Origin of the sequence: Methylophaga sp. OBS3 (assembly GCF_026319325.1) — a bacterium.
Classification (GTDB): Bacteria; Pseudomonadota; Gammaproteobacteria; order Nitrosococcales; family Methylophagaceae; genus Methylophaga.
Genome location: NZ_JAPDMU010000001.1, coordinates 381,183 through 406,445, shown reverse-complemented (window position 1 = coordinate 406,445; position 25,263 = coordinate 381,183). Strand labels below are relative to the sequence as shown.

Sequence of the window (25,263 nt, the reverse complement as noted above, 5' to 3'; positions counted from 1 at the left end):
AAATTTTAAAAGTCTTAGCTCATAAACGGCTGATAAAATTCAGTGTCATCAGTAAATGCGCCCTGCAAACCAACCACGGCAGCGGCAAACGATTGTGCCTTTGGCAAAATCTGCGATATTGGCAAACCTTGTAACAAGCCATGAATATACATTGCCGAAAACGCATCACCGGCACCAACACAATCGACCACACTGTCTGCTTTACCGGGGGGGAACTGATACAACTGCCCATCATTACAGCGCACCATTGCGCCCTTTTCACCTTGCGTCACAATCAATTGTTCGAGTTGAAAGTGACTTTGCATACGAATCATATCTTGCTCAATGTCGGCAGAGTTAAATCCTAACTCGACCAGCTCATCAGCATTTAATTTGACCCAGCGAGCACGCTCAAGCCAGCCAAATAACGATTCTTTATCCCACCATGGCGAGCGTAAATTGACATCAACAAATACCGAAACCGTGGGGGCCTGTGTTAAGTGATTTAAAGCTTGTTGATTGGCAGGGTGACGCAGTGCCAGACTACCATGATAAACAACGGCATCATTGCGCGGCGTTGGCAGCTTGGCTTTATCAATAAAGTCATAGGCAACGTTATCTTTAATGTCGTAACTCGGCTCACTGCCTTTTAACGTTACCTCGACGGTGCCTGTTGGGTATGTTTGATTAACTTGTAAACCATCAAGAGTCATTTGCCATTTTTGCATAGCAGATTGGATCTTCTGACCTAATTCATCATCACCAACACTGGAAACAAATAGTGGTGAATCACCTAATGCCTGCAAATGCCAAGCGACATTAAACGGCGCACCACCTAACTTCTGCTGATCAGAAAAACAGTCAAATAAAGCTTCGCCAAAAACCAAAAGCTTGGCTGAATCAGTCATAGAATGTCTCCGTTTGTAGTGTGTGACGAAATGCTGGTGCATAGTGCCAAACACCCTGCAAAACGCCTGCACTGTAATTTCCATTCATCCCAAGCGGACCATCTTCCCTAGCGATAAAAAGCTGTTCTAAGCGACCAGCATCACTGGCAAGTTGATATGCCAAGGTCTTAATTTCAGCACTGGCATTGTTGACCAAAATAGATTGCACATTACTTGCTAATACCGGCATATCATTGCCACTATCACCCGCAAAAATAACCTCGTCATGCTCATAGCCTAATTGCGATTGTAAAAACTCGATTGAATGCAATTTAGTGGCATGTTTGGGCAACACATCAATCAATCCAATATTGGTGAGCTCATCAATACTCCACATCACAGAGGCATTAATGCCCTCGTTTTCCAGACGCTTTTGCATCTCTTGAATGACGGGTGTTTTATCTTGGTACAAAGGCAGGTAATAACTGAGTTTATGTGTGTTCTGTTTACTCAATTCCTGTAATTTCAGACTTTTGATACTTTTTAAAATCTGTTTTAAGTCATGGTGGCTATGGCCATTCCAATCTTTATCAATTTCTGACTTCCAGCTTTCAAGCTCCTGCCATCCTTGATGCTTTTTATAAATTTTAGTGCCGACATCAGTGATGACATAGTCTGGTTGAGGCAGGTGATAACTTCGTATTGCCTTTTCAACTAACTGGCGATGACGTCCGGTAACGTACGCAAGGAGCACATTTTCTTGCTGACAAAACGCACGAAAACGACGCCGCGCTTGTGCATGCTCAGGTTGCATACCATTTGGAATAACAGTCCGATCCATATCTGTACACAACAACAAACGTTCACTCATAGCGGATTGATGTCCTGTTTTTCATTTTTAAAAAATTGATAGTGATCTAATGCTTCTAAAATGCCCGCTGCATGGGCAGCTTTAGCAAAATAAATATGGGAGGTATCTTCTAGCTGTGACAATTCTTCATGGTGCCTGTTTGCCACCACAGCAGCGAGCATATTACCGCGCATCATGTCTTCATCTGCGCCACTGCCCCCGGCAACAAAAATACGTTCAAGCGGTAACTGCCAACGATCAGCAACATAACGTAACGCCATCCCTTTAGAGGCACGTAAAGGCAAAATATCTAAAAACTGACCAAAGGCCATTTGCACATGTACCGATTGCTCTTCCCGATGCAATAACCGTTTAATTTCCTCGAAGTTAATTTGTTGTGGGTCGATGAAATAACTCAGCTTAAACTGACTCTGCTCTTCTTTAGGTTGACGACTAAGTCCTGATAACCCCTCAAGTAACTCACGCACTTTGTGTGGTTGCCACAAATGATCGATATGTTTGGCCCATGCGGTATCAGGGGTGAGTTTAGGTGCGTAATAAATCTCACTACCGGAACTGGTGATCAAAATATCTGGCTCGGGGATACCGTGTTTTTTCATCAGTTTCAGCGCCTGATCAAGACGTCTACCGGTCGCAATCACAAACTTAGTGGTTTTACGATGTTGCCGCATTAAATCCACTAACTGTTTTAGCGAAGCATCATCGCCAAGCAGGTTTAAATCTAGGTCACTGACCAAAGCTCTCTCGACGCGTGATGGACTCCGAATAACTGCTGGCAGCTGCTGACGACCATTTTTCTCAGCAATCGGCTGTATTAATTCAAGATACTTCTGCGCATGCGCTTGCCAAGAATAATGGGCTCGGACACCATTAAGCCCATTCTTTTGGCATTGCTGCCAATAGGCTTTGTCAGATAAAAGTTTTTCGATAGCATCGCTGATAGTTGTGCTTTCTAATGGATCGATTAACTCACCATTTCCACAGTTGGCCATAATATCTCTGGGCCCACCGTCTTCGGTTGCCACAATCGGTAAACCACTTGCTGCTGCTTCTATCAGGGTTAAACCAAAAGGCTCGGTTAAGGCAGGGTTTACAAAGACGCCACCGCTAGCCGCCGCTATACGATAAATCTGGGGGACTTGATCCCGTCGATGATGTTTTGGCATTGCGACTTTGCCATATAAATCATAGCGGTCCATGGCAATGAGCAATTCTTGAAACACCTCTCGGGCACCATTATCGAGCTCTTCAATATCATCACGATTACCCGCAATGATTAATAAATTTGCCATCTGTTGCAGCGCTTTGTTTTCACCATACGCCGTCATTAAAGCCACGATATTTTTACGTTTATCCGGTCGAGACAAGGCCAAAATTAATGGTCGATCTGGATTGGTGAGACTGCGCGTTAATGTCTCATAAAGCTCGGTATGTTCTTCATCTCCACGCGGTGGAATAAACTGCTGAACATTGGTTCCCGGTGGAATAACACGCATTTTTTCCGGTTGATAATGATCATATAGCTCGTATTGTTCTTCGATTTCTTGATGGGTGCTGGTTATCACCTGCTCGGCTGTCGCCAAGGTGATTTCTTCAGCTTCTATACGTCTGCCCATGTTGTACAGCAGCTCAAGTTGCGTGGTATCTACCCCGCTTGCTAGTAAACGCCGTCTTTTGACACGACCAAGAGAATGACCGGTATGTACCAGTGAAATACCAAGCTGATTAGCAACATGCGCACCAACTAGACCTGCATCTGCATAGTGGCTATGAATTAATGTCGGTAGCGAATCTTGGTGTCTGAAATAACTGACGAGATTATCGGCAAAACTATCAATATGTTCCCAAAGTTGTTCTTTATGGATATAACCCTTTGGCCCTGCTTCAATACGAACAATACTTAACTTATCGTTGATTTGTTCAATCGGGGCAGCGTAGTCATCATCAACCGCGTCATCATCGATAAGACGCGTTATTAACTCGACTTTGGCAACGTTGGGTTGTTCGGATAATGCTTGGGCAAGCTCTAGCACATACAGCGTCTGACCACCGGTATCTGCATCACGGCCAAGTTCTAAGTCCTCACCTCTGATTAGGCCATGAACACTGATAAGTGCAATATACAAAGGTGTCGCGTTGTCTTTCATACGGTTGCGTTGTTCTCCAGTTAAGCTTCACCACCTTCCTGATAGTGAACAGAAGCGCATCGCCATAGCTTAGGCAAAAACACTCACTTTGATTCTATTAATAAACCTACCTGCTCTACCGGCAGAAGACAAATCAATCGGCAAACTATTTGCTCAATGTCTGGTCGGAAAAGGCAGATTGTTCATAATTTTCGGAAATATCATGTCAAAAACGATGAATGCGTTAACTCTGAGCTGTAGTTTGCTAATTGCTGCACCAACAATAGTTTTGGCAGATGCAAAATTAAAAGATGTCATTGTCAATGAGCAGCGTAACGCTGAAAACAGTGCCCGAGATCAATATCGTCATCCTTATGAAACGCTGACGTTTTTTGGGGTAACGTCGGATATGAAAGTGGCTGAGATTTGGCCTGGGCGTGGCTGGTATACCGAAATCCTTGCGCCATGGATAAAACAAGGCGATGGTTCATTGATTGCCGCAGGCTTTCCTAATGATATGGGCCCAGACTGGCGACATGGCATTCGTGAGGCTTATAACAGTTGGCTAACCAATAACGTTAATGAGTTGGGCAATGTCAGCATCATTGAGTTTGGCCCCGGCCACTGGCAAATCGCACCAGATAACTCACTAGATGCCGTTTTGACTTTCCGTAATGTGCATAACTGGGTGCAAGGTGATATCGCAGATGAAGCGTTTGTATCTATGTTTAATGCGTTAAAGCCGGGCGGCATCTTAGGGGTAACCGATCATCGCGCTAAACCAGATACTGATCTCGCCACGATGAAAAAAACGGGTTATTTAACTGAAAGTTTAGTTATTGAATTAGCCGAAAAAGCCGGTTTTGAGTTAGTTGCTAAATCCGATATCAATGCAAATGCTAACGACGATACAGATCATCCAAACGGTGTCTGGACTTTACTGCCTAATCTTCGCGTCGATGAGGCAGATAAAGCAGCATACAGAGCAATTGGCGAAAGTGATCGAATGACTTTGAAATTCGTTAAGCCAGAGTAAGCCTTAGCCACGATATAACAATCGGTTCATGGTGCTTATCGTGTCAGTGCGAATTTGTTTAGGACATACACGTTCGCACTCACGATAGTTACTGCAACTACCAAAACCTTCTGCTTCCATACGTGCCAGCATTTTTGCTGGCCGTTTATTATCTAATTGCCCTTGTGGCAGGCTAGATAGATGACTGACTTTGGCTGCAATAAATAGAGTTGCAGAAGCATTTGGACAAACCGCTACACAGGCGCCGCAGCCAATACAGGTTGCTGCATCAAAAGCTTTATCAGCAACAGGTTTGGCGACAGGTTGTGTATTCGCCTCAGGCGCGGCACCGGTTCGAACAGGGATATAACCACCCGCCTGAATAATACGGTCAAACGCACTGCGATCCACAACCAAATCTTTAATCACAGGAAATGCCGCTGCCCGCCAAGGCTCAATCCACAACTCATTTTGATCTTGATAATCACGCATATATTGCTGACAAGTAGTCGTGGCTTTATGGCGACCATGCGGCTCACCATTAATGACCAAACTACAGCTACCGCAAATACCTTCGCGGCAGTCATGATCAAAGGTAACGGGATCTTCACCCTTTTCAATGAGATGTTCATTCAAGGCATCGAGCATTTCCAAGAATGATGAATCCTCAGCAACATCCAGTTCGTAACGCACAAACTCACCGGTCTGTTGTGGCGAATTTTGACGCCAAATATGCAAAATAAAATTCATTGGTAATTCCGTATGCCTGGACTTACAAAATCAAAATGTAGCGGTTCTTTTATCAGCTCAGGTTTACTGACATTACCGGTATAACGCCAAGCGGAGACATAAGAGTAATCAATATCTCGGCGCTGTACTTCACCTGTCGGCGTTAAATGCTCAACCCTTGCATGACAACCACATGACTCTTCACGTTGTAGTGCATCAAGACACATCAGCTCAGCAAGCTCCATAAAATCAGCTACCCGACCTGCGCGCTCAAGTGTCTGGTTGATTTGTTGATCATCACCGGTGACTTTAACTTGCCGCCAAAATTGTTTGCGTAAATCGGTGATTTCGCCAACGGCCTTTCCTAAAGCGTCTGCATTTCTGGCCATACCACAGTTATCCCACAGGATTTTGCCAAGCTGCCGATGAAAATGATCTGGCGAATATTTGGCTTCTGGTGCTTTTAATAATAAATCGAGCCGTGCACGTACTTCGGCCATGGCTTGGGTTACTTCAGGATAATCATTATCACTAAGCGGTTTTTGACGCGCTAAATAATCTGAAATCGTCGCCGGTAAAATGAAATAGCCGTCCGCCAAGCCTTGCATTAATGCACTCGCACCTAAACGGTTTGCACCATGATCTGAAAAGTTGGCTTCACCACCGGCAAACAAACCATCAATCGTGGTCATTAAGTTGTAATCGACCCACAAACCACCCATGGTGTAATGCACCGCAGGATAAATACGCATAGGTACTTGGGTTGGATCTTCGGCAGTAATACGCTGGTACATCTCAAACAGATTGCCGTATTTTTCATTAATGACGTCGGCGCCCTGCTCTTTGATGGCATCAGCAAAATCCAGATATACACCTAACTTCTGGCCATTAATTTCATGGCCAACACCACGGCCCTCGTCACAAATATGCTTAACGGCTCGCGAAGCAATATCTCTTGGCACTAAATTGCCAAATGCGGGATACATTCGTTCTAAGAAGTAATCACGGTCGTGCTCTAAAATCTCACGTGGGTCGCGTCCACAATCAGCCGGATTTTTGGGTGCCCAAATCCGACCATCATTGCGAAGTGATTCGCTCATTAAGGTTAATTTGGACTGTAATTCACCATGTTGTGGAATACAGGTTGGATGGATCTGCGTAAAACAAGGATTAGCAAACAACGCACCGTGTTTATGGGCACGCCAAATAGCCGAAGTATTACAGCCTTTCGCATTGGTAGAGAGATAAAACGCGTTGCTATAACCACCAGTACACAACAGCACACAATCAGCTAAGTGACTGGTCAGTTCACCGGTTAATAAATCACGCGTAATAATGCCTTTGGCCTGACCATCAATCATGATCAAGTCTTGCATTTCCGTCCTAGAATGATGCTCAATATGCCCTTCGGCGATTTGCCGACTCATCGCCTGATAAGCACCCAAAAGTAACTGCTGACCGGTTTGACCACGCGCATAAAACGTCCGCGAAACCTGTGCACCACCAAACGAACGGTTGGCTAAATAGCCACTGTATTCGCGCGCAAATGGCACACCTTGAGCGACAGCTTGATCAATGATCGCCGTACTAAGCTCTGCGAGGCGAAACACGTTTGACTCACGAGCCCGAAAATCACCGCCCTTAATCATGTCGTAGAAAAGCCGCCAGACGCTATCACCATCATTGTGATAATTTTTCGCGGCATTAATACCTCCTTGTGCCGCAATACTGTGGGCACGACGCGGGCTATCTTGAAAACAAAATGTTTTAACTTGATAGCCCATTTCAGCAAGTGATGCCGCTGCTGATGCGCCCGCTAAGCCAGTCCCTACGACAATCACACGGTAATGTTTTCTGTTTGCTGGGCTTACGACTCGTAAATTGTATTTATGCTGTGTCCAGCGTTGATCCAGTTGGCCTTTTGGGCAATGACCGTCGAGTTGCATTTCGTCGCTCATTGCACGCTCCAATAGGCTAAAACCGGCACTACTGCAAAACCTAACATTAACAACACAATCGTTGCTGAACTCAGCCATAGGCATTGTTTTGAAGTCTTGCCTAAGGTTTGTAAAACATTGGGTAAAGCGTGCAATAAGTGCATTGCCATCAACGCTAAACCGCCGAGATAAATCAGTAACTGCCAACCACAGTCAAATAAGCTTTGTGTTTGTTGGTAAATATCATCACCGGTAAAAGACCACATTTGCGCCATATGCCAGATGATAAATAGCAAAATAAAGCTAATCACGCTGGTCACCAACCATGACGGTATCCAATGATGTTGACGGTGTTTGTATGCAACGGGTCGCGCTTTGGCATTGTGCAGACGAATTTGCACCGCCACGATAACGTGCATCAATAACGCTGCTGACACCAGTAACCATAAAGGCCAACGAATTAATGGGTGATTATAGAAAGCGTAAAAGTCATTAAATACTTGAGGGCTGACAAAGCTCAAGTTGCTGAGCATGTGAAACACTAAAAAGGCTGTTAACACGAGCCCAGCTAACGCCATGAGGCGCTTTTTAACTTGTAACAACGCCATTAACTTTCCCGACTCATCAAGACTTGGTCATGCTCAGACACTGGCTGTAGCTTTTCTCTTTCAATAGTTCTTACGCAGCTATTCCAGCGCAGAATAGCTTCATCATTATGCTCAGGACGCATTTTTTCTGCTTGGGCATAACACTCAAGGGCTTTTACAAAATAGTCGTAAGCAAAGGCACGAGACATCGGTTGCGACAACATAAATCTGGCTCGGCGTTCGTGAAAAATGCCAGTGTAGTAAAGCCGTTTGTAATCACTTTGCAATTGAGAAATGGCGTTTTCGATGGCTTGAAAAGGTGACTGACTGCCACTGATACTGATTTGGTCAGTCAAGGCCAAGATGTATATAACTAACGCCGACTGATTGTAAGGATCAATGTTAAGCACATCGAGACAAATGCTTTCTGCAATTTCGGGTTCAAGTAATGACCGATATTGCCGCGCTTTATCTAATGCCAAGTCAATCGAGTCAGCATGAATATCGTGCAGACTTAAATCCATTATGGCCCCTCAGGCATAACGCCGAATAAGTTGTGTTTTTGCCAATCTAATGTAATCCACAGCACTTTTCAAACACATCCGCAAAATACTGACAAAATAGAGTCAATGCGCGAATTCTGGTATCTTTGACGGTTTTCTAACGCCCTTAATTTCGGTTTATACATGCAACGCAAAATTCTGGTCACCAGCGCTTTACCCTATGCCAATGGCTCAATCCACCTCGGCCACTTAGTGGAATACATTCAAACTGATATCTGGGTTCGCTTTCAGAAAATGCGTGGCCATGATGTTCACTATGTTTGTGCTGATGATGCGCATGGCACACCAATCATGTTGCGTGCGCAAAATGAAGGCATCACACCAGAGCAATTAATTGCCAATGTCAGCAAAGAACACCAAGCTGACTTTGCTGAATTCACTATCGGCTTTGATAATTATCACAGCACCCATAGCGAAGAAAACCGCACTTTAGCCAGCCAAATTTATTTAGCAAACCGCGATGCCGGCAATATTGAAAGCCGCACCATCAGCCAAGCTTACGATCCAGAAAAAGAAATGTTTCTGCCGGATCGTTTTATTCGTGGCGAATGTCCAAAATGTGGTGCTGCTGATCAATACGGTGATAACTGTGAGGCTTGTGGTGCTACTTACGATCCGACCGAACTGAAAAACCCTGTTTCAGCAGTTTCTGGTGCAACCCCAATCACAAAAGACTCAGAACATTACTTTTTTAAACTCGGTAACTTTGAGTCATTACTGCGTGAATGGACGCAAGGCGATCATCTGCAAACTGAAGTTGGTCGTAAGCTTGGCGAATGGTTTGAGTCAGGTTTGCAAGACTGGGATATTTCACGTGATGCGCCCTACTTTGGTTTTGAAATTCCAGATGCCCCGAACAAATTCTTTTATGTCTGGATGGATGCCCCGATTGGTTATTTAGCCAGCTTCAAGAATTATTGTGATCGTAGCGGTGTTGATTTCAATGAATTCATGAACGCCGACAGTAAAACCGAAATGGTGCATTTCATTGGTAAAGATATTATCTATTTCCACGCGCTGTTTTGGCCTGCCATGCTCCAAGGTGCCGGTTTCAGATTACCGAACCGCATTTATGCGCACGGCTTCTTAACTGTTGATGGTAAGAAAATGTCTAAGTCACGCGGCACTTTCATTAAAGCCCGTACTTATCTGAACCACCTCAACCCAGAATATTTGCGCTATTACTTTGCTGCCAAACTGGGTAGTGGTATTGATGATATCGACTTAAGCTTTGCTGATTTCCAAAGCCGTATCAATGCTGACTTAGTCGGTAAAGTTGTCAATATCGCTAGTCGTTGTGCTGGTTTTATTCACAAACGTTTTGACGGTAAATTAACAGATACCTTAGCTGACCCAGAGTTATTCGCTAGCTTTACTGAGCAAGCTGACAATATTGCTCAGCGTTATGAACAGCGTGAGTTTGGTCAGGCTATGCGTGACATCATGGCACTGGCTGATAAAGCGAATCAGTACATTGATGAGCAAAAGCCTTGGGTTGTTGCTAAAGAAGAAGGCAAAGATGCTGAAGTTCAGCAAATTTGCAGCATGGGTATTAATCTGTTCCGCGTTTTGGTGGCTTACCTCAAACCGGTATTACCAAAAACAGCTGAGCAGGCAGAAGCCTTCTTGAATATTGCCCCACTAACTTGGGCTGATATCAATACGCCACTGTTAGGCCAAACCATTAATGCTTTCAAACCATTAATGACACGTGTGGAACAAGATAAAATCGATGCCATCATCGAAGAGTCTCGCGAAACTCTGCAAGCTGAACAAAAAATCACTAACAAAGCGCCAGCAAGCTATATCGATCCAATTGCTGATGAAATTCAGTTTGATGACTTTGCCAAAATCGACTTGCGTATTGCCAAGATCGTCAATGCAGAACATGTCGAAGGTGCAGACAAATTACTGAAACTGACTTTAGATATCGGCGCCGGTGAACGTCAGGTCTTTGCTGGTATCAAATCGGCTTACCAACCTGAAGACTTGATTGGCAAACTCACGGTCATGGTCGCTAATCTAGCCCCTCGTAAGATGCGATTTGGTATGTCAGAAGGCATGGTCTTAGCGGCAGGTCCTGGTGGTAAAGATTTGTTTATCTTAAATCCGGATGATGGTGCCACGCCCGGTATGCGCGTTAAATAACAAAAAAGCCCCGAACAATCGGGGCTTTTTTTTGGCCTATTTATTGTGGCCGGGAGCATTCTCACTATTGCCAGGACCATCCGGATCATGACCTGGTGGCATGGGTTTGTGTACTTTATGACATGCACTGACACTGATAACCATCACGGTTGCCAGCAAAATCATCATTTGCCGCATAGATATCGCTCCCTTTGTTATAAATTCTTTATAAACACATTAGTGAATCACTAATGTGTCAGCTTCATTGTAGCCATATCATAACGGTTGTGCACATCAGGTTCGTTGAACAAGTTCACTTAACTGAATTTCAAACAAAAAAAGCCCCGCACTAGCGAGGCTTTTTTGTATTTATAAAGCTTGATTAACGATTGCAGATATACATTGTTACTTCAAAGCCAAAACGCATGTCTGAATATTCTGGTTTAGTCCACATAATGAGCTCCTTAATTTGCACTACAAATTGGACAGGTGCACTGCATTGGGTGCTTTAGCCAATCCATAAAACCAATTTCTGACGGTTGATAATTAGTCATGTTTAACGATTGCAGATGTACATTGTTACTTCAAAACCGAAACGCATATCTGAGTATTCTGGTTTGGTCCACATAACGCCATCTCCTGTTGTTAAAAATTACTATGCTTCCTAATTTACGCATAATCAACATCAAGCAATAGCGAGTTTTACCTAATTTAGCTCAGAAAAATCCTGAGCCCAAAACAACAAAGCCCGGACATGCCGGGCTTTGGTTAATCACTTTATAAACTGAGCACTACAAAGGTACACCAATGCGACGGGCAACTTCTTCATAAGCTTCGATAACACCACCTAAGCCTTGACGGAAACGGTCTTTATCAAGTTTCTTGCGTGTTTCAGCATCCCATAAACGGCAACCATCAGGACTGAATTCATCACCTAAAATGACGCGGTCATGGAAGACACCAAACTCTAATTTGTAGTCAACCAACACCATGCCGGCATCAGCAAATAGCTTTTTCAACACTTCGTTTACTTTAAAAGTAAGTTGCTTCATTTGTTGTACTTGACTATCGGTAGCCCAACCAAATGTTGCGATGTGGTATTCATTGACCATTGGGTCATGCAGTGCATCGTTTTTCAAGAAAAACTCGAAGACGGGAGGATTTAGCTCCATACCATCTTCCACGCCTAAGCGACGAACTAAACTGCCCGAAGCAACATTACGCACAACACATTCAACTGGAATCATGTTCATGCGTTTAACAACTGACTCGGTATCGTTCAGCAGTTTCTCAAAATGCGTTTCAATACCAGCATCAGCTAGCGTCTGCATAATGAAGGCATTAAACTTGTTATTTACTTCACCTTTATGGCTAAGTTGTTCAACTTTTTCGCCATCAAAAGCTGAGGTGTCATCACGAAAGCTCAGTACTACATAATCAGCATCATCAGTCGCGAAGACGCTTTTTGCTTTACCAGCGTAGAGTTCTTGTCGTTTTTCCATGGGAAATTCCGTTAAGCGTTAAGTTAGTTCTCGCCAGCCAAAACCGGCATCTTGATCGGCAATACCGATCCAATCTTGCGTACAGTTAAGTGCATCAGCAAATAAAGGCAAAACCAAATCAGGAGAGTTATTTTTCTCACTGATATGCATGGCAATAATATGCTGCAAACGCGAAGTGTTAATTTTCTCAAGTAATGTGGCAGATTGCACGTTATTTAAGTGACCAAAGCGTCCACCAACACGTTGCTTTAATGACTCTGGGTAATCCCCATTGGCCAGCATCATCAAATCGTGATTTGCTTCTAATAGCAGACCATCACAGGCATCTAGCGCTGCTTCGATAACGGGCGTAATGCTGCCTACGTCTGTCAAAAGCCCTAATTTGGTATGGCCATTAGAAAACACAAATTGTGTTGGCTCACGCGCATCATGTGGTACAGGAAAAGGCTGTACATTAAGATCGTTAATCGTAAAAGACTCATGACAACTAAATTCATGTACCAAGTCGATAACATCGGCGGCTAAACAACCAGCTGTGCCAGCAGTGGCATAAACGGGAATTTGATATTTACGGGCAAGTACCCGAACACCCTGAATATGATCAGCATGTTCATGAGTGATAACTATTGCGGCAAGGTCTTTCGCACTTAAATGATGCTGGTGGAGTCGCTTTTCAGCTTCTTTCGCTGAAAAACCACAATCCACCAGAATCATGGTGTCTGCCTCGCGGATCAGTGTGCCGTTACCACGACTACCACTGCCAAGAGAGGCAAACTGCATTATTGCGTCAGTTGTTCCTGAATCAGCGCCAACAGACGTTTAGCGGTGTCACTCTTACTACGAACTTCTTCGGCATCTAAAACGGTAATACGTGTGCTATCACCTTCAGAACCTAAGCGAATGTAGTAGTACTCTTCAGGTGAAGTTTCAACATCATCACGCCAGAAAGCCAGACCACTGAAGAAACCTTCTTCTTGCTGCTCAGCTTCTAAGAATGGGTCGAGGTAACGAACGAAGTACAGACCACGTGAACGATCACGATCTTCAACCGCGAAACCACGACTATCCAGAACACGACCTACACGATCCCAAACATCACTGAATAATTGATCAACTTGCAGCGCCTGCATGTTTTCGCCTTCGTCTAATAAGACGACTTTAGGCATTGTGCTAGTTAATGTTTGTGGCTGACTAGCGGCTAATTCCGCTTTATCTTCTTGATACAAAATACCCAAGAAATCAGCTAATTGACGGAGCATAGCTTCGTCTTTAGTGACATTGGCATTGTCGCTATCACGACCGTTTAAGTAGATGAGTGATGAACGGTTCACATCACCTTTATCCATACGAAGACGATAGGCATAACCATCAGCGTCAGCAGTGGTATCCATCAACCCCATGCGACGTTCTTGACGAGCGATATCGATATCGCGTGTTGACCAGAAATTTTCAATACGCTGCCAAGTGACATCAGGCTCACCTGGAACTACCAGATGACGGTTACCTTCAGTACCTGCCAAAGCAGGTTTTTCATCAGGCAGAATGTTGTAACGTGCAGCTAATGGGTTGGTTGCGGCTTCTTCGTATTCAGAATATGTAGCCGAACGATTTTCGTTACCAGCGATGTTATCGTTAATACGATTGACGCTTAAATCAGGCGGCACATCTAAAGGCGGCATGGTTTCCGCTTTACGATATTTTTGCGTGTTATCCGGGGCGACTTCTTCCAGCGATGGCAGCATTCCACAGCTACTAACAGCTAACGTAGTGGCGACTAGCCAAGCACTTGTTTTTAAACGTTTTGCGTTCATTGATAAATGTTCACTCATTTTATGGATTCAAGACCCCGGCCGATGCTAACGCATCACGAACCGGTTGATGAAACTGTTCCGACAACACCGTCATAGGCAGGCGTATCCCTTCGGGAATCAGGCCCATTTCATGCAGCGCCCACTTCACAGGAATAGGGTTCGCTTCACTAAACAAAGTTTGATGCAATGGCGCAAGCTTATCATTGATTGCACGTGCTTTGTCAGCTTCACCTGCAATTGCTGCAACACACATTTCATGCATAAGTTTAGGGGCGACATTGGCTGTGACGGAAATAACACCTTTACCACCAGCCAAAATAAAATCAACTGTATTGCCATCTTCACCGGTGTAAAGCTCAAATTTATCATCGACAAGGTCTTTGATTAACTGAACACGGCGCACATCACCCGTGGCTTCTTTTATACCAACGATATTATCGATTTTGGCAAGACGACCCACGGTTTCAGGCAATAAATCACAAGCCGTACGGCTTGGGACGTTATATAAAATTTGAGGGATATCAACAGCTTCGGCTATTGCTTTGAAGTGTAGATATAAGCCTTCCTGCGTTGGTCTATTATAATAAGGTGTTACCAACAAGACGGCAGCAACACCTAAATCACGCGCACACTGAGAAAGCTCGATAGCTTCTGCAGTTGAGTTTGCGCCCGTTCCAGCAATAACAGGAACACGGCCATTGGTCTGCTCCACTACTTGGCGGATAACATCACAATGTTCTTCAACGGTGAGTGTTGCTGATTCTCCGGTCGTACCGACAGCCACGATTGCATCGGTGCCATTTTCGATATGAAACTCGACCAGTTTGCGCAGGCTATCACTGTCCAGCGAGCCATCTGCACGCATGGGGGTTACCAGTGCTACCATACTGCCACTGAACATATCTGTCGGACTCCGAGAAAATTAAACTGGCATGGTACTTTGCCGGTCTCAGGATGACAAGATCGGACTGACTTCACGATTTAAAGAATTCAATCTAAAGCCAAGGATAAAAACAATGAGCAAAGTGACTCTTAATAACCCAGTGCCTGATTTTGAACTGCCAAGTACAGGCGATAAAAACATTTCTTTATCATCGCTGCGCGGTGAAAACGTCTTAATTTATTTTTATCCCAAAGACAGCACACCTGGCTGCACACTCGAAGGTCAACAATTTCGTGATCACATTGCTGAGTTTGAACAACTAAACACCGTGATTTTAGGTGTATCCCGCGACAGCATCAAAAAACATGAAAACTTTAAGAGCAAACAATGTTTTCCCTTTGACTTACTATCTGATGAAGAGGAAACCGTTTGTAATTTATTTGGTGTGATCCAGCTGAAAAAACTTTATGGTCGCGAATATATGGGGATTGTTCGCAGTACATTTTTGATTGATGAGCAAGGTGTTCTCCGTGAAGAATGGCGCGGCGTTAAAGTCAAAGGTCACGTTGAAGAAGTCTTAACCGCTATCAAATCAATTTAACCCCACTATTAATGCGGTTTTGCACCGCATCATATCAAGCACATGTATATTGCGCGCCATTATGGTGCGCAAACTGCTCTCTTCATATTTAAATCAACACTTTACGATGTTCTATTTTGGCGCGAGTTTTGCTTGTTATTAATTATTTACACCAATTAGGAAGTAAGTGCATGTCGCAAAATTTAAAAAGCGCTCAAATGCAATTAAGCCGAAGTGAGCGAAGCTGGCTGCCATGGTTTGGCGCTACCGGCAAATTTAAAATGGCATGGAGCTGCTTTTTAAACAAAGATATTTATGCCGATGTCGAGCATACATTTGAGGGTATTGCGGCAACACGAGTAAAAATTCTTGAGCAATGGTCAAATCGTATCTGGGAAGAAATGGAGCAACTTTCGGAAACGCTCGCTGAGAGCTATCCAAGTGTTGATGCTCAGCTCTTGGCAGACACGCTGAAAAGCCAGGGTGACTTTTCTGAACTGTTTGTCGTATGCCCTGAAGGTGAAGTTCTGCATTCAACACATGCTTCACATATCGGCCGTAAAGTCTCAAGCTCTCGTTCTTGCGAAAAAGCATTAGCAAAAGGCCTAGAAGAAAGCTTTTTACACGGTCCTTACGTCGACAACATGACTTTAGAGATTGGTCCTTCAAGTTCTAAATTCCATGATGCTGTCACACTGATGTTTTATCAGCCAATCAAATTGAATGGTAAAACTGAAGCCGTATTATGTGGTCGCATCCCAAATGACGTGATGAGTGATTTGATACAGCGTGAAGCGGGTCATATCTATCCAGAGTCCGGTGATAACTACATCTTTATGGTGGAGTCGCGCTTTGATAGCACCGTCCAGCAAGGTATCGCCCTTTCGCGTTCCCGTTTTGAAGATAACTCGTTTTCACATGGTGAAAACCTAAAAAGCGGTATTCATACGCAGTTTGGTGTCGTTAAGGTTAATCAACAAACTGAATTTGAAATTCGCTTTACAGATCCTGCTACCGGTCAATTACATCCGGGGGTTCGTGAAACCATCAAAAATGGTCAAAACCTGTTTGTCACTTATCCGGGTTACTCTGATTACCGACATATTCCGGTTATCGGTAAAGGTGTCACCTTCCAATTAAAAGGCTCGCCAGATCGCTGGGGCATGATGTGTGAAGGTGACCTTGAAGAAGTCTATCGTCGCCGTAGTGTCAGTGCGATGTTAATGAAAGGCTTTGTCACTGGCATGGTGGCTTTGTTAGGTGTGAACAGCGCATTGCACTACTTCACTACCCTGCCACAATTAGCCATCGATGGTATTTCAGTCGGTATGTTACTGCTGATTGCCCTGTGGATGCGTAAATCACAAACCAAGAAATTGGCCGATCGTCTTAATCAGATGACACGGGTTATTCAAGAAATTGCCGAAGGTGAAGGTAACCTGAGTCAGCGTTTAGACAATAACAAACTGGTTCCAGATGAAACGGGCGATATGGGCCGCTGGATCAACAGCTTTATCGATAATCTCGATGGCATTGTCGGTCAGGTCATCGGTACCAGTCATGATGTCCGTATCACCAATGATGCGATGCTCAGCACCAACCGCGAGGCCTATCAGGTTTCTGGTGAAGTGGCTGAAGCCATCAATAAGATGCTTACCCTGATTAATGAACAAATTCAGGATATCAGTCAGGCATCAACAACCGCCGAAGCCATGAAAAAAGCCATGGATGATGTGGTTGAGCAAGCACGTCAGCAATATGAAAGTGCGCGTAGCGGTACCCAAGAGATCTTGAACGTCGTTGAAACCACAGCAACTGCTGTCAAATCACTGAATATGCGTACCTCAGAAATTAGCAATATCATCAGTGTTATTACTGATATCACTAACCAAACCAATCTGCTGGCATTAAATGCTGCGATTGAAGCAGCGCGTGCCGGTGAACATGGTCGTGGTTTCTCAGTAGTGGCTGACGAAGTGCGTAATCTGGCGTCACGCACTGCTAACTCTGCTGATGAAATCCGCAAGATGATCGAAGGTATGCAACAAGAAACCCAGGAAGCGGTTAACTTTATGGAAAGCGGTGTTGAAAACGTTGATCGTAATCTGAAGATGACCCAGCAAAACAACAGTGAAAACGGTCAGCTGCATCAACTGGTTGAAAAGATCTTTGAAACCATCAAACAAATGGACCACAACAGCCATGTGCATGGTGATACGGCACGTCAGGTGGGTGCCTCAGCCGATCAGTTACAAAGTGCGGTGAATGCCCTGCAATACCGTTCGTCATCGGTACGTAACACAGCACAAAAACTGAACCAATTGGTTGGTGTGTTCCAAGTAAGTGCCCGTTAATTAAGTAGTTTATTTCAAGAAAATGAGGATTCTGTCATAGCGTAAGAACTTTAAATCTGCCAAGTTGCCTCTATACATTAGGTATATGTCATTTTCATTTTGTGCTGGCTGCACATAAATAAAGGAGACATCATCATGGCAGTCAATGTTGTTCAAGAAGATTATCCGTCGAAAGTCGCGGCTATCTTTAAAAACGAATCTGAAGCACGTGATGCTCGGCATGCATTACTCAAAGCCGGGCATTTCACAAGCAAACTCATCAATATCATTAAGCCAAATGATCCTAAGCTCAGCCAAAAAATTGAGCCAGAAAGTCATGGTTATGCCAAAACCATGGTGCGCTCTCACGGTGTATTAGGACTTATCGGTTTATTTGCTGGTATCATCTTCGCCAGCATTTTGACAGCCACCGGCCCAACCTTCACTCAAGCAAGCCCAATCATGACGATTGCCGTATTGAGTTTATTGGGTTTGTTTATCGGCATGATGGCTGCGGGTGCGTTAACGCTGCGACCAAATCATGATCCGCTTATTACGGAAACTATCGAAGCTAGCCGCAAAAATCAGTGGACGGTCATCGTGCACACCAATAATCGTGAAGCGACCGAATTGGCGAGTGAAATTCTGGAAGACAAGGCAATTTACGTCAGCAAAGCCAGCTAATTCTTGCGCATCGCGCACCACACTTAGGGCTTGCAAATTTTGATCTAGGCAGATCAAAAAAGCTAAGTGATTGATCCTTAGCATCGCTAAAAAAAATTTTTTTAGCGGCACCAAAATGATCACTTTCAGTGGATCGCGCAGCCCGTTTGGGCTGCGTCCTGATCCCACTGTAGTTATCCACAAATCATGCACAATTTATGTGCAGCTAATCCCCTTGCACATGCTTTAAAAACACACTATCTTGTGGTTCAATCTATTCACAACCACAATTTGTTGTGGTTTGATGATTTCAGCCTTTACCACACAACGCAGGGATATCCTTATGGCGAGCGAAGCAGCAACATACACTCAACCCTCCTCCGAAAACGGTTATAAAGTCATTCGTCGTAATGGCAAGGTAACCGACTTTGACAGTAGCAAAATTGCCGTAGCAATGACTAAGGCATTTTTGGCCGTTGAAGGCGATGCCGCCAAAGATAGTCGACGTATTCACGAAACCGTTGCCGAACTGACCAAACAAGTCAGCGAAAATTTATTACGCCGTTTGGAAGATGGTGGCACTGTCCATATCGAAGATATCCAAGACCAAGTTGAGTTGGCACTGATGCGTGCTGGTGAATACAAAATCGCCCGCTCTTATGTTGTTTACCGTGAGCAGCAATCACAAAAACGTGCTGAAGAAGAAAAGAAACATCCACAACCAGCTAACGAATCAACATTACACGTCACCACAGCAGACGGCACTCGCCAGCCGTTAGATGTTGGACGTTTGCGTAATCTGATTGAAGAAGCGTGTGAAGGTCTGGCTGAAGTCGATAGCGCTGCAATCCTGCGTGATACCCAACGCAACATTTTCGATGGTGTTAAAGAAAAAGACGTCGAAAAAGCACTGGTTATGGCTGCTCGTACATTCATCGAAAAAGATCCTGCCTATAGCACACTGGCAGCACGTTTACTGATGGACAGCATCCGTCGTGAAGCGCTGAGCTTTGTATTCCATACACCGCGCCAAGCCTCACAACAAGAAATGGCTGATCAATACCCAGAGTACTTCAAGTCATACATCAAAACGGCTATCGAACACGAACTGCTCGACAGCGAACTGAGCCTGTTTGACTTAGACAAACTGGGTCAAGCACTGAAAGCTGAAAACGACTTCAACTTTACTTACCTTGGCCTGCAAACGCTGTACGACCGTTACTTCATTCACTACGACGGTACCCGTTTCGAATTACCACAAGCATTCTATATGCGTGTCGCGATGGGTCTGGCTATCAATGAACTTGATCGTGAAGCACGTGCCATTGAGTTCTATAACCTGCTGTCTAGCTTTGACTTCATGAGCTCAACGCCAACCCTGTTTAACTCAGGTACGTTGCGTCCACAATTATCATCTTGCTACCTGACAACGGTTCCTGATGACCTGAGCGGTATTTACAGTGCAATGCGTGATAACGCCCTACTGTCTAAATACGCCGGTGGTCTGGGTAACGACTGGAGCCGTGTTCGTGGTCTGGGTGCACACATCAAAGGCACCAACGGTAAATCACAAGGTGTTGTACCGTTCCTGAAAGTCGCTAACGACACTGCTGTTGCCGTTAACCAAGGTGGTAAACGTAAAGGTGCGGTCTGTGCTTACTTAGAAACATGGCACATCGACGTTGAAGAATTCCTAGATCTGCGTAAAAACACCGGTGATGACCGTCGTCGTACCCACGACATGAATACAGCAAACTGGATCCCAGACTTATTCATGAAGCGTGTTGCTGAAGAAGGCCAATGGACGCTGTTCTCACCAGAAGAAGTTGAAGATCTGCATGATCTGACTGGTTTAGCGTTTGAAAAAGCCTACAACGAGTACGAAGAAAAAGCAGCTCGTGGCGAAATTCGTAACTTCAAAACCATGCCTGCTACTGACTTGTGGCGCAAAATGCTAGGTATGTTGTTTGAAACAGGCCACCCATGGATCACATTCAAAGACCCATGTAACCTGCGTAGCCCACAACAACACGTTGGTGTCGTTCACAGCTCAAACCTGTGTACAGAAATCACACTGAACACCTCAGACCAAGAAATCGCGGTTTGTAACTTAGGTTCAGTCAACCTTGTTAGACACATCGACGAAAACGGTAAACTGGATAAAGAAAAGCTGAACCGCACGGTGAAAACAGCCATGCGTATGCTGGACAACGTTATCGAGTACAACTACTACAGCGTACCGCAAGCACGTCACTCTAACTTGCAGCACCGCCCTGTTGGTCTTGGCATCATGGGTTTCCAAGATGCACTGTACAAACTGCGTATGCCATACAGCTCAGAAGAAGCGGTTAAATTCGCCGATGATTCAATGGAAGCTATCAGCTACTATGCTATCGACGCATCGTCTGACTTAGCTGCAGAACGTGGTAAATACAAGTCATACGAGGGTAGCTTATGGAGCAAAGGTATTCTGCCAATCGACTCTATCAAGCTCCTGAAAGAAGCACGTGGCGAGTATCTGCAACAAGACGAAAGCTCAACCATGGACTGGCCTGCCCTGCGTGACAAAATCAAACGCCAAGGCATGCGTAACTCAAACACCATGGCAATCGCGCCAACAGCGACGATTTCAAACATCTGCGGTGTCAGCCAATCAATTGAGCCGACTTACCAAAACCTGTTTGTTAAATCGAACCTGTCAGGTGAGTTCACCGTCATCAACCCATACATGGTTGAAGACCTGAAAGCACGCGGCCTGTGGGATGAAGTCATGATCAATGACCTCAAATACTACGATGGTAGCTTGCAAGCGATTGACCGCGTACCAACTGAACTCAAAGCGCTGTACACCACTGCCTTTGAAATGGACGCACGTTGGTTGATTGAAGCTGCATCACGCCGCCAAAAATGGCTTGATCAAGCACAAAGCTTGAACCTGTACATGGCTGAACCATCAGGTAAGAAAATGGATAACCTGTACAAACTGGCGTGGGTACGTGGTCTGAAAACCACTTACTACCTCCGTTCAATGGGTGCGACTGGTCAAGAGAAAACCTCAGCGGCACCAACATCGGCCAGCACACCAAAACCAACTGCCCCACCGGCACTGAAACCGGTTAAAGCAGTTGAAGAAGACTTTATTTCAGGTGAAGGACAAGACGCGCCAAAAGCCTGTTCAATCCTAGAACCAGACTGCGAGGCTTGCCAATAATGTTGAATTGGGACGATCCGCTCGCCACGGTCACGGCGACAGAAGACGACTTTGACAAACCGGCCGCACCCGCGGCCACTGCCAAAGCGGCTAATGAACTGGATACACCAGCACCGGAAAAAGCATCAATCAGCGAATTACCGCCGACCAATGCTAAACCGGTCAACGTTGATGACAAACGTGTTATCAACGGTTCAGCTGACATTAACCAATTGGCACCGTTCAAGTATCCATGGGCATGGAACTACTTCCTAAATGCCAACAAAAACCACTGGACACCATTAGATATCAACATGGCGCAGGACGTGCACGACTATCGTCACAAACTGACGCTGGAAGAACGTCACGTATATGAAAATGTACTCTCATACCTGACCACTTCCGATATCTTGGCAATGCGTAACATTGGTCTGGCAGTTATGGAAAAAATGGCTGCGCCAGAGTTACAGATTTACCAAGCGCGTCAAGTGTATGAAGAAGCATTACATACATGGACATACCAGCACTGCATCGAAACCATCGGTCTCGACCAAGCAGAAATCTACAACCGCTACCGTGTGGTACCTGAGATTTACCAAAAGATTAAGCTGGCTAATGATCGTTTAAATACCGTTCTGCGTAGCGATATCGATCTGCGTGATCCAGACGAACTCGAAAACTTCGTGATGTCATACGCGTTCTTCGCGGGTATTTTCGAAGGTAGCTGGTTCTATAATGGCTTCTCACCGATCTTTGCTTTGCAACGTCGTGGCCTGATGAAAGGTACTGCCGAGCAGCTGCAATACATCATGCGTGATGAAGTAATGCATGCGTCATTTGGTATTCGCGTTTGTAAGCAAATCATCAAAGAAGAAAACGTCAAACTGGATCCGAAGAAAATTCAGACCATGTTTGAAGAAGCAGACGCAGCCGAAGCCACCTACGCAGGCTACATTTTGCGTGACCCAATCTTGGGTTACTCAAAAGAAGCGCATCACGAACAGTTCCGTTACACCGCCAATCGCCGTGCCAAACAGCTTGGCTTTGAAGAACCGTTCCCAGGCGCTGAAGCCAGCCTGCCTTGGCTGGATGAACAAGCCAATATGCGTAAAGAAAAGAACTTCTTTGAGACCAAAGTCACCGAGTACCAAACCGGTGGCGGTCTGAAGTGGGACTAATAAGAAGTTAAATACGAAAAAGCCGACATTTGTGTCGGCTTTTTTATAAGTACTATAGTAAAGATCATAAATTGCAGCTTTACTACCTTAAAATACTATCGACAGTAATAAGCGCTTAAAGATAATCCATTTAATTAACTTCTATGAAGTTGAGAGCCCTATCAACGTCATCTGTTTTCTTGATTCGAAAAGCCACCGATTCTTTGCACAAAATAACCTTTTGCTGAATGGCTGTTAATCGTCTAAAAAAGTCTGAACTTAACAGAATCTCATTAACACTATTTCCTTTATATTTATCTAGCCAACTTTAAACCAAGGAATTTCCTTTATATTTATAAGAGAAACTACTGGGTTACAAAGTTAAATAATCATATTGATTATATTTAATTAATTAAATAATAATTAATAACCTATTTAAGAGTTAATTACACTTCAAAGACGAAGCTGGTTCTGGCAATAGGAATTCATTCCAACACCTATAATCACATCATCTTAACTTGGAGAAAGTTATGTCGATTAAATACGGAAAAACATTTTTTAATATTGCTGCAGGAATTGCTTTAGGACTACATACAATTGTCGTATCGGCAACCGAACAAGACACACCAGTAATAGAACAACTTGTTAACACAATGACTGAACTTGCTGGAGAACATCCCGGCATTCGAAAAAATCATGCGAAAGGAGTCGTTGCCGAGGGCTACTTCACGCCTAGCCCAACAGCTAAAAGCATCAGTAATGCTCTGCACCTTGTTGGCAGCTCAAGTCCAATTATAGTTCGTTACTCAAATGCCACTGGCGTACCAAATATTGGTGACAACAATCCCGGCTCCTTTCCTAAAGGAATGGCTATACGATTCGATTTAGGAGATGAAGGTTATACAGATTTGGTTTGTATTTCTGTCAATGGCTTCCCAGCAGCAACACCAGAAGACTTTTTAGGTTTGCTAAAGGCGATAGCGGAGACATCACCTGACTCTCCTTCCCCGTCACCAATAGCATTATTCTTAGACAAACATCCAGCGGCTAAAACCTTCGTTGAAATACCAAAATTGCCTCCTAAAAGTTTTGCTACACAACCATTTTATGGGGTCAATGCTTTTAAATTCATAAATGATGCTGGTGTAGAAAGATATGGCAGGTATTTTATAGAACCAACTGTAGGAACGGCCTTTTTGACTGAAGAAGAACAAGAAGGTTTATCTGAAGATTACCTTATGGCTGGTCTACCAAAACAACTAAGTAACGCCAATATTGAATACAAAATTTTTGTTCAATTATCAGAAGATGGCGACCCGATTGATGACCCCACTGTTATTTGGCCTGATTCAAGAGAAAAGGTGGAGCTTGGAACAATTACATTAACAGGTATGGTTAAAGATGCTGTCATGTTTGAAAAAGACAACATGTTTAACCCTCTTGCATTGCCTGAGGGGATTGAACCAAGCAATGATCCAATTCTTCTAAGCAGGCCTGGCGCTTACGCAGTTAGCTTTGGAAGAAGACTATCTGGAAATTAATTCATAACGATTTCAGGTTCACAAAAAAGCACCAATATGGTGCTTTTTTTGTTTAACCAACATCAAAAATAGATTTATTATTGATAACAATATTTTTAATAAAAAAATAATCAACAACATAAAATTTAACCAAAAAAAACATCAAGGAAAATACTTACTAATTAAAAGACATTTCCTTATAAGATTTGATGCATTTAACAGGTGAGTATTTTCATCATGTTTGGAAAAATAACATTTCCCTATATCCATAGCTAAAATTAAGGAAAATGCAAATGAAATATTATCTATCCTCCATCTTATTGCTTATAACTAGCTCTGTCTTTGCTCAAGACTCTATCGAACGAATGACTGCGGAAGAAATGAAGTCATTTCGTGCTGATGAAATAATCTGGAATGATGAACCCTTACTTCCAAAAGGTGCCAAAAGTGCTCTTATCGTTGGAGCCCCATCTAAAGCAGGCGTTTTTATTGCTTGGTTGAAATTTCCGGCTAATTATCCGATCCCAGCTCATACTCACCCCTTTACAGAAGTTATTACAGTACTTAAAGGAAGCTTGGGAAATGGAATGGGAGAGGTTTTTGATAAAGAATCAGGTGAAACATTAAATGTGGGTGAAAGTTTTGTACTTCCCGCCGGGCACGCCCACTATGTTTGGACAAATGGTGAAGAGACTATCGTTGAACTGATAGCGACTGGTCCGTGGGATATAACCTACATCAACCCTAGTGATGATCCAAGAAAGTAACATCGTTAAGGACGCCTAAATCATTAGGCGTCCATG

The 25,263-nt window shown here is 44.1% G+C and carries 23 protein-coding genes; 9 read left to right on the top strand and 14 right to left on the bottom strand.

Features of this window, described 5'->3' with window-relative positions; all coding sequences use genetic code 11:
- Positions 1–14: 14 nt before the first annotated feature.
- From OMP94_RS01945 to OMP94_RS01935, 3 genes are read right to left on the bottom strand one after another with little or no spacing between them, the layout of a single operon-like run.
- On the bottom strand, positions 15–887 hold the full coding sequence (locus OMP94_RS01945) for a carbohydrate kinase family protein (RefSeq protein WP_266275402.1): 873 nt from the start codon (positions 885–887) through the stop codon (positions 15–17).
- The gene (locus OMP94_RS01940) at positions 880–1,737 is read right to left on the bottom strand and encodes an HAD-IIB family hydrolase (protein WP_266275400.1); all 858 of its coding nucleotides are present in this window, start codon (positions 1,735–1,737) and stop codon (positions 880–882) included. The genes OMP94_RS01945 and OMP94_RS01940 overlap by 8 nt, the downstream gene beginning before the upstream one ends.
- A complete protein-coding gene (locus tag OMP94_RS01935) occupies positions 1,734–3,884 on the bottom strand; it encodes an HAD-IIB family hydrolase (protein WP_266275398.1) in 2,151 nt (716 codons plus the stop codon). The genes OMP94_RS01940 and OMP94_RS01935 overlap by 4 nt, the downstream gene beginning before the upstream one ends.
- Positions 3,885–4,086: 202 nt before the next feature.
- Between OMP94_RS01935 and OMP94_RS01930 the strand changes: the two genes are divergently transcribed.
- A complete protein-coding gene (locus OMP94_RS01930; protein ID WP_266275396.1) occupies positions 4,087–4,899 on the top strand; it encodes a class I SAM-dependent methyltransferase in 813 nt (270 codons plus the stop codon).
- A 3-nt stretch (positions 4,900–4,902) separates the two neighbouring features.
- Here the strand turns inward: OMP94_RS01930 and OMP94_RS01925 are convergent, their stop codons facing one another.
- From OMP94_RS01925 to OMP94_RS01910, 4 genes are read right to left on the bottom strand one after another with little or no spacing between them, the layout of a single operon-like run.
- Entirely contained in the window at positions 4,903–5,628 is a 726-nt protein-coding gene (locus tag OMP94_RS01925; protein WP_266275394.1) for a succinate dehydrogenase/fumarate reductase iron-sulfur subunit, read from the bottom strand.
- Positions 5,625–7,565: a fumarate reductase/succinate dehydrogenase flavoprotein subunit gene (locus OMP94_RS01920; RefSeq protein ID WP_266275392.1), complete on the bottom strand. Its 1,941-nt coding sequence runs from the start codon at positions 7,563–7,565 to the stop codon at positions 5,625–5,627. The genes OMP94_RS01925 and OMP94_RS01920 overlap by 4 nt, the downstream gene beginning before the upstream one ends.
- On the bottom strand, positions 7,562–8,152 hold the full coding sequence (locus OMP94_RS01915; protein WP_266275390.1) for a succinate dehydrogenase: 591 nt from the start codon (positions 8,150–8,152) through the stop codon (positions 7,562–7,564). The genes OMP94_RS01920 and OMP94_RS01915 overlap by 4 nt, the downstream gene beginning before the upstream one ends.
- A complete protein-coding gene (locus OMP94_RS01910; protein WP_266275388.1) occupies positions 8,152–8,655 on the bottom strand; it encodes a hypothetical protein in 504 nt (167 codons plus the stop codon). Before OMP94_RS01910 ends, OMP94_RS01915 begins: the two co-directional genes overlap by 1 nt.
- Positions 8,656–8,817: 162 nt before the next feature.
- On the opposite strand from OMP94_RS01910, the gene metG reads away from it, so the two are divergent.
- Complete coding sequence (gene metG / locus OMP94_RS01905) at positions 8,818–10,842, top strand: methionine--tRNA ligase (protein ID WP_266275386.1); 2,025 nt, start codon at positions 8,818–8,820, stop codon at positions 10,840–10,842.
- A 36-nt stretch (positions 10,843–10,878) separates the two neighbouring features.
- Here the strand turns inward: metG and OMP94_RS01900 are convergent, their stop codons facing one another.
- The 7 genes from OMP94_RS01900 to dapA all read right to left on the bottom strand — a co-directional run bounded on the left by OMP94_RS01900 (position 10,879) and on the right by dapA (position 15,035).
- Complete coding sequence (locus OMP94_RS01900; RefSeq protein ID WP_266275384.1) at positions 10,879–11,019, bottom strand: hypothetical protein; 141 nt, start codon at positions 11,017–11,019, stop codon at positions 10,879–10,881.
- A gap of 184 nt (positions 11,020–11,203) precedes the next feature.
- The gene (pqqA, locus tag OMP94_RS01895; protein ID WP_081443609.1) at positions 11,204–11,275 is read right to left on the bottom strand and encodes a pyrroloquinoline quinone precursor peptide PqqA; all 72 of its coding nucleotides are present in this window, start codon (positions 11,273–11,275) and stop codon (positions 11,204–11,206) included.
- A 102-nt stretch (positions 11,276–11,377) separates the two neighbouring features.
- On the bottom strand, positions 11,378–11,449 hold the full coding sequence (gene pqqA, locus OMP94_RS01890; RefSeq protein ID WP_081443609.1) for a pyrroloquinoline quinone precursor peptide PqqA: 72 nt from the start codon (positions 11,447–11,449) through the stop codon (positions 11,378–11,380).
- A gap of 163 nt (positions 11,450–11,612) precedes the next feature.
- Positions 11,613–12,323: a phosphoribosylaminoimidazolesuccinocarboxamide synthase gene (gene purC, locus OMP94_RS01885; protein WP_266275382.1), complete on the bottom strand. Its 711-nt coding sequence runs from the start codon at positions 12,321–12,323 to the stop codon at positions 11,613–11,615.
- Positions 12,324–12,341: 18 nt separating this feature from the next.
- Positions 12,342–13,103, bottom strand: coding sequence for an MBL fold metallo-hydrolase (locus tag OMP94_RS01880; protein ID WP_266275380.1), 762 nt, complete (start codon positions 13,101–13,103; stop codon positions 12,342–12,344).
- Positions 13,103–14,152, bottom strand: coding sequence for an outer membrane protein assembly factor BamC (bamC, locus tag OMP94_RS01875; RefSeq protein WP_266275378.1), 1,050 nt, complete (start codon positions 14,150–14,152; stop codon positions 13,103–13,105). Before bamC ends, OMP94_RS01880 begins: the two co-directional genes overlap by 1 nt.
- A gap of 1 nt (position 14,153) precedes the next feature.
- The gene (gene dapA / locus OMP94_RS01870) at positions 14,154–15,035 is read right to left on the bottom strand and encodes a 4-hydroxy-tetrahydrodipicolinate synthase (protein ID WP_266275376.1); all 882 of its coding nucleotides are present in this window, start codon (positions 15,033–15,035) and stop codon (positions 14,154–14,156) included.
- Positions 15,036–15,150: 115 nt separating this feature from the next.
- Here dapA and bcp point away from each other — a divergent pair, with 115 nt between their 5' ends.
- From bcp to OMP94_RS01835, 7 genes are all read left to right on the top strand, one after another.
- Entirely contained in the window at positions 15,151–15,618 is a 468-nt protein-coding gene (bcp, locus tag OMP94_RS01865) for a thioredoxin-dependent thiol peroxidase (RefSeq protein WP_266275374.1), read from the top strand.
- A gap of 170 nt (positions 15,619–15,788) precedes the next feature.
- On the top strand, positions 15,789–17,951 hold the full coding sequence (locus OMP94_RS01860; protein ID WP_266275372.1) for a methyl-accepting chemotaxis protein: 2,163 nt from the start codon (positions 15,789–15,791) through the stop codon (positions 17,949–17,951).
- Between the two features lie 135 nt (positions 17,952–18,086).
- Positions 18,087–18,614 (top strand): hypothetical protein, encoded by a 528-nt coding sequence (locus OMP94_RS01855; RefSeq protein ID WP_266275370.1) that lies wholly within the window; start codon positions 18,087–18,089, stop codon positions 18,612–18,614.
- 322 nt (positions 18,615–18,936) lie between these two features.
- Positions 18,937–21,804, top strand: a complete 2,868-nt coding sequence (locus OMP94_RS01850; protein ID WP_266275368.1) for a ribonucleoside-diphosphate reductase subunit alpha — start codon at positions 18,937–18,939, stop codon at positions 21,802–21,804.
- Entirely contained in the window at positions 21,804–22,961 is a 1,158-nt protein-coding gene (locus OMP94_RS01845; RefSeq protein ID WP_266275366.1) for a ribonucleotide-diphosphate reductase subunit beta, read from the top strand. Before OMP94_RS01850 ends, OMP94_RS01845 begins: the two co-directional genes overlap by 1 nt.
- A 509-nt stretch (positions 22,962–23,470) precedes the next feature.
- Positions 23,471–24,481, top strand: coding sequence for a catalase family peroxidase (locus tag OMP94_RS01840; protein ID WP_266275364.1), 1,011 nt, complete (start codon positions 23,471–23,473; stop codon positions 24,479–24,481).
- Positions 24,482–24,753: 272 nt separating this feature from the next.
- Positions 24,754–25,227, top strand: coding sequence for a cupin domain-containing protein (locus tag OMP94_RS01835; protein WP_266275362.1), 474 nt, complete (start codon positions 24,754–24,756; stop codon positions 25,225–25,227).
- Positions 25,228–25,263 lie beyond the last annotated feature (36 nt).

Excerpts from the sequence above, each read along its gene's own strand:
- OMP94_RS01940 (WP_266275400.1), bottom strand. The coding sequence starts at position 1,737 with ATGAGTGAACGTTTGTTGTTGTGTACAGATATGGATCGGACTGTTATT.
- OMP94_RS01855 (WP_266275370.1), top strand. The coding sequence starts at position 18,087 with ATGGCAGTCAATGTTGTTCAAGAAGATTATCCGTCGAAAGTCGCGGCT.
- OMP94_RS01935 (WP_266275398.1), bottom strand. The coding sequence starts at position 3,884 with ATGAAAGACAACGCGACACCTTTGTATATTGCACTTATCAGTGTTCAT.
- OMP94_RS01860 (WP_266275372.1), top strand. The coding sequence starts at position 15,789 with ATGTCGCAAAATTTAAAAAGCGCTCAAATGCAATTAAGCCGAAGTGAG.
- OMP94_RS01915 (WP_266275390.1), bottom strand. The coding sequence starts at position 8,152 with ATGGCGTTGTTACAAGTTAAAAAGCGCCTCATGGCGTTAGCTGGGCTC.
- OMP94_RS01920 (WP_266275392.1), bottom strand. The coding sequence starts at position 7,565 with ATGAGCGACGAAATGCAACTCGACGGTCATTGCCCAAAAGGCCAACTG.
- OMP94_RS01930 (WP_266275396.1), top strand. The coding sequence starts at position 4,087 with ATGTCAAAAACGATGAATGCGTTAACTCTGAGCTGTAGTTTGCTAATT.
- OMP94_RS01845 (WP_266275366.1), top strand. The coding sequence starts at position 21,804 with ATGTTGAATTGGGACGATCCGCTCGCCACGGTCACGGCGACAGAAGAC.
- bcp (WP_266275374.1), top strand. The coding sequence starts at position 15,151 with ATGAGCAAAGTGACTCTTAATAACCCAGTGCCTGATTTTGAACTGCCA.
- bamC (WP_266275378.1), bottom strand. The coding sequence starts at position 14,152 with ATGAGTGAACATTTATCAATGAACGCAAAACGTTTAAAAACAAGTGCT.
- OMP94_RS01835 (WP_266275362.1), top strand. The coding sequence starts at position 24,754 with ATGAAATATTATCTATCCTCCATCTTATTGCTTATAACTAGCTCTGTC.
- OMP94_RS01925 (WP_266275394.1), bottom strand. The coding sequence starts at position 5,628 with ATGAATTTTATTTTGCATATTTGGCGTCAAAATTCGCCACAACAGACC.
- OMP94_RS01900 (WP_266275384.1), bottom strand. The coding sequence starts at position 11,019 with ATGCGGCAAATGATGATTTTGCTGGCAACCGTGATGGTTATCAGTGTC.
- OMP94_RS01910 (WP_266275388.1), bottom strand. The coding sequence starts at position 8,655 with ATGGATTTAAGTCTGCACGATATTCATGCTGACTCGATTGACTTGGCA.
- OMP94_RS01850 (WP_266275368.1), top strand. The coding sequence starts at position 18,937 with ATGGCGAGCGAAGCAGCAACATACACTCAACCCTCCTCCGAAAACGGT.
- OMP94_RS01880 (WP_266275380.1), bottom strand. The coding sequence starts at position 13,103 with ATGCAGTTTGCCTCTCTTGGCAGTGGTAGTCGTGGTAACGGCACACTG.
- purC (WP_266275382.1), bottom strand. The coding sequence starts at position 12,323 with ATGGAAAAACGACAAGAACTCTACGCTGGTAAAGCAAAAAGCGTCTTC.
- OMP94_RS01945 (WP_266275402.1), bottom strand. The coding sequence starts at position 887 with ATGACTGATTCAGCCAAGCTTTTGGTTTTTGGCGAAGCTTTATTTGAC.
- OMP94_RS01840 (WP_266275364.1), top strand. The coding sequence starts at position 23,471 with ATGTCGATTAAATACGGAAAAACATTTTTTAATATTGCTGCAGGAATT.
- dapA (WP_266275376.1), bottom strand. The coding sequence starts at position 15,035 with ATGTTCAGTGGCAGTATGGTAGCACTGGTAACCCCCATGCGTGCAGAT.
- metG (WP_266275386.1), top strand. The coding sequence starts at position 8,818 with ATGCAACGCAAAATTCTGGTCACCAGCGCTTTACCCTATGCCAATGGC.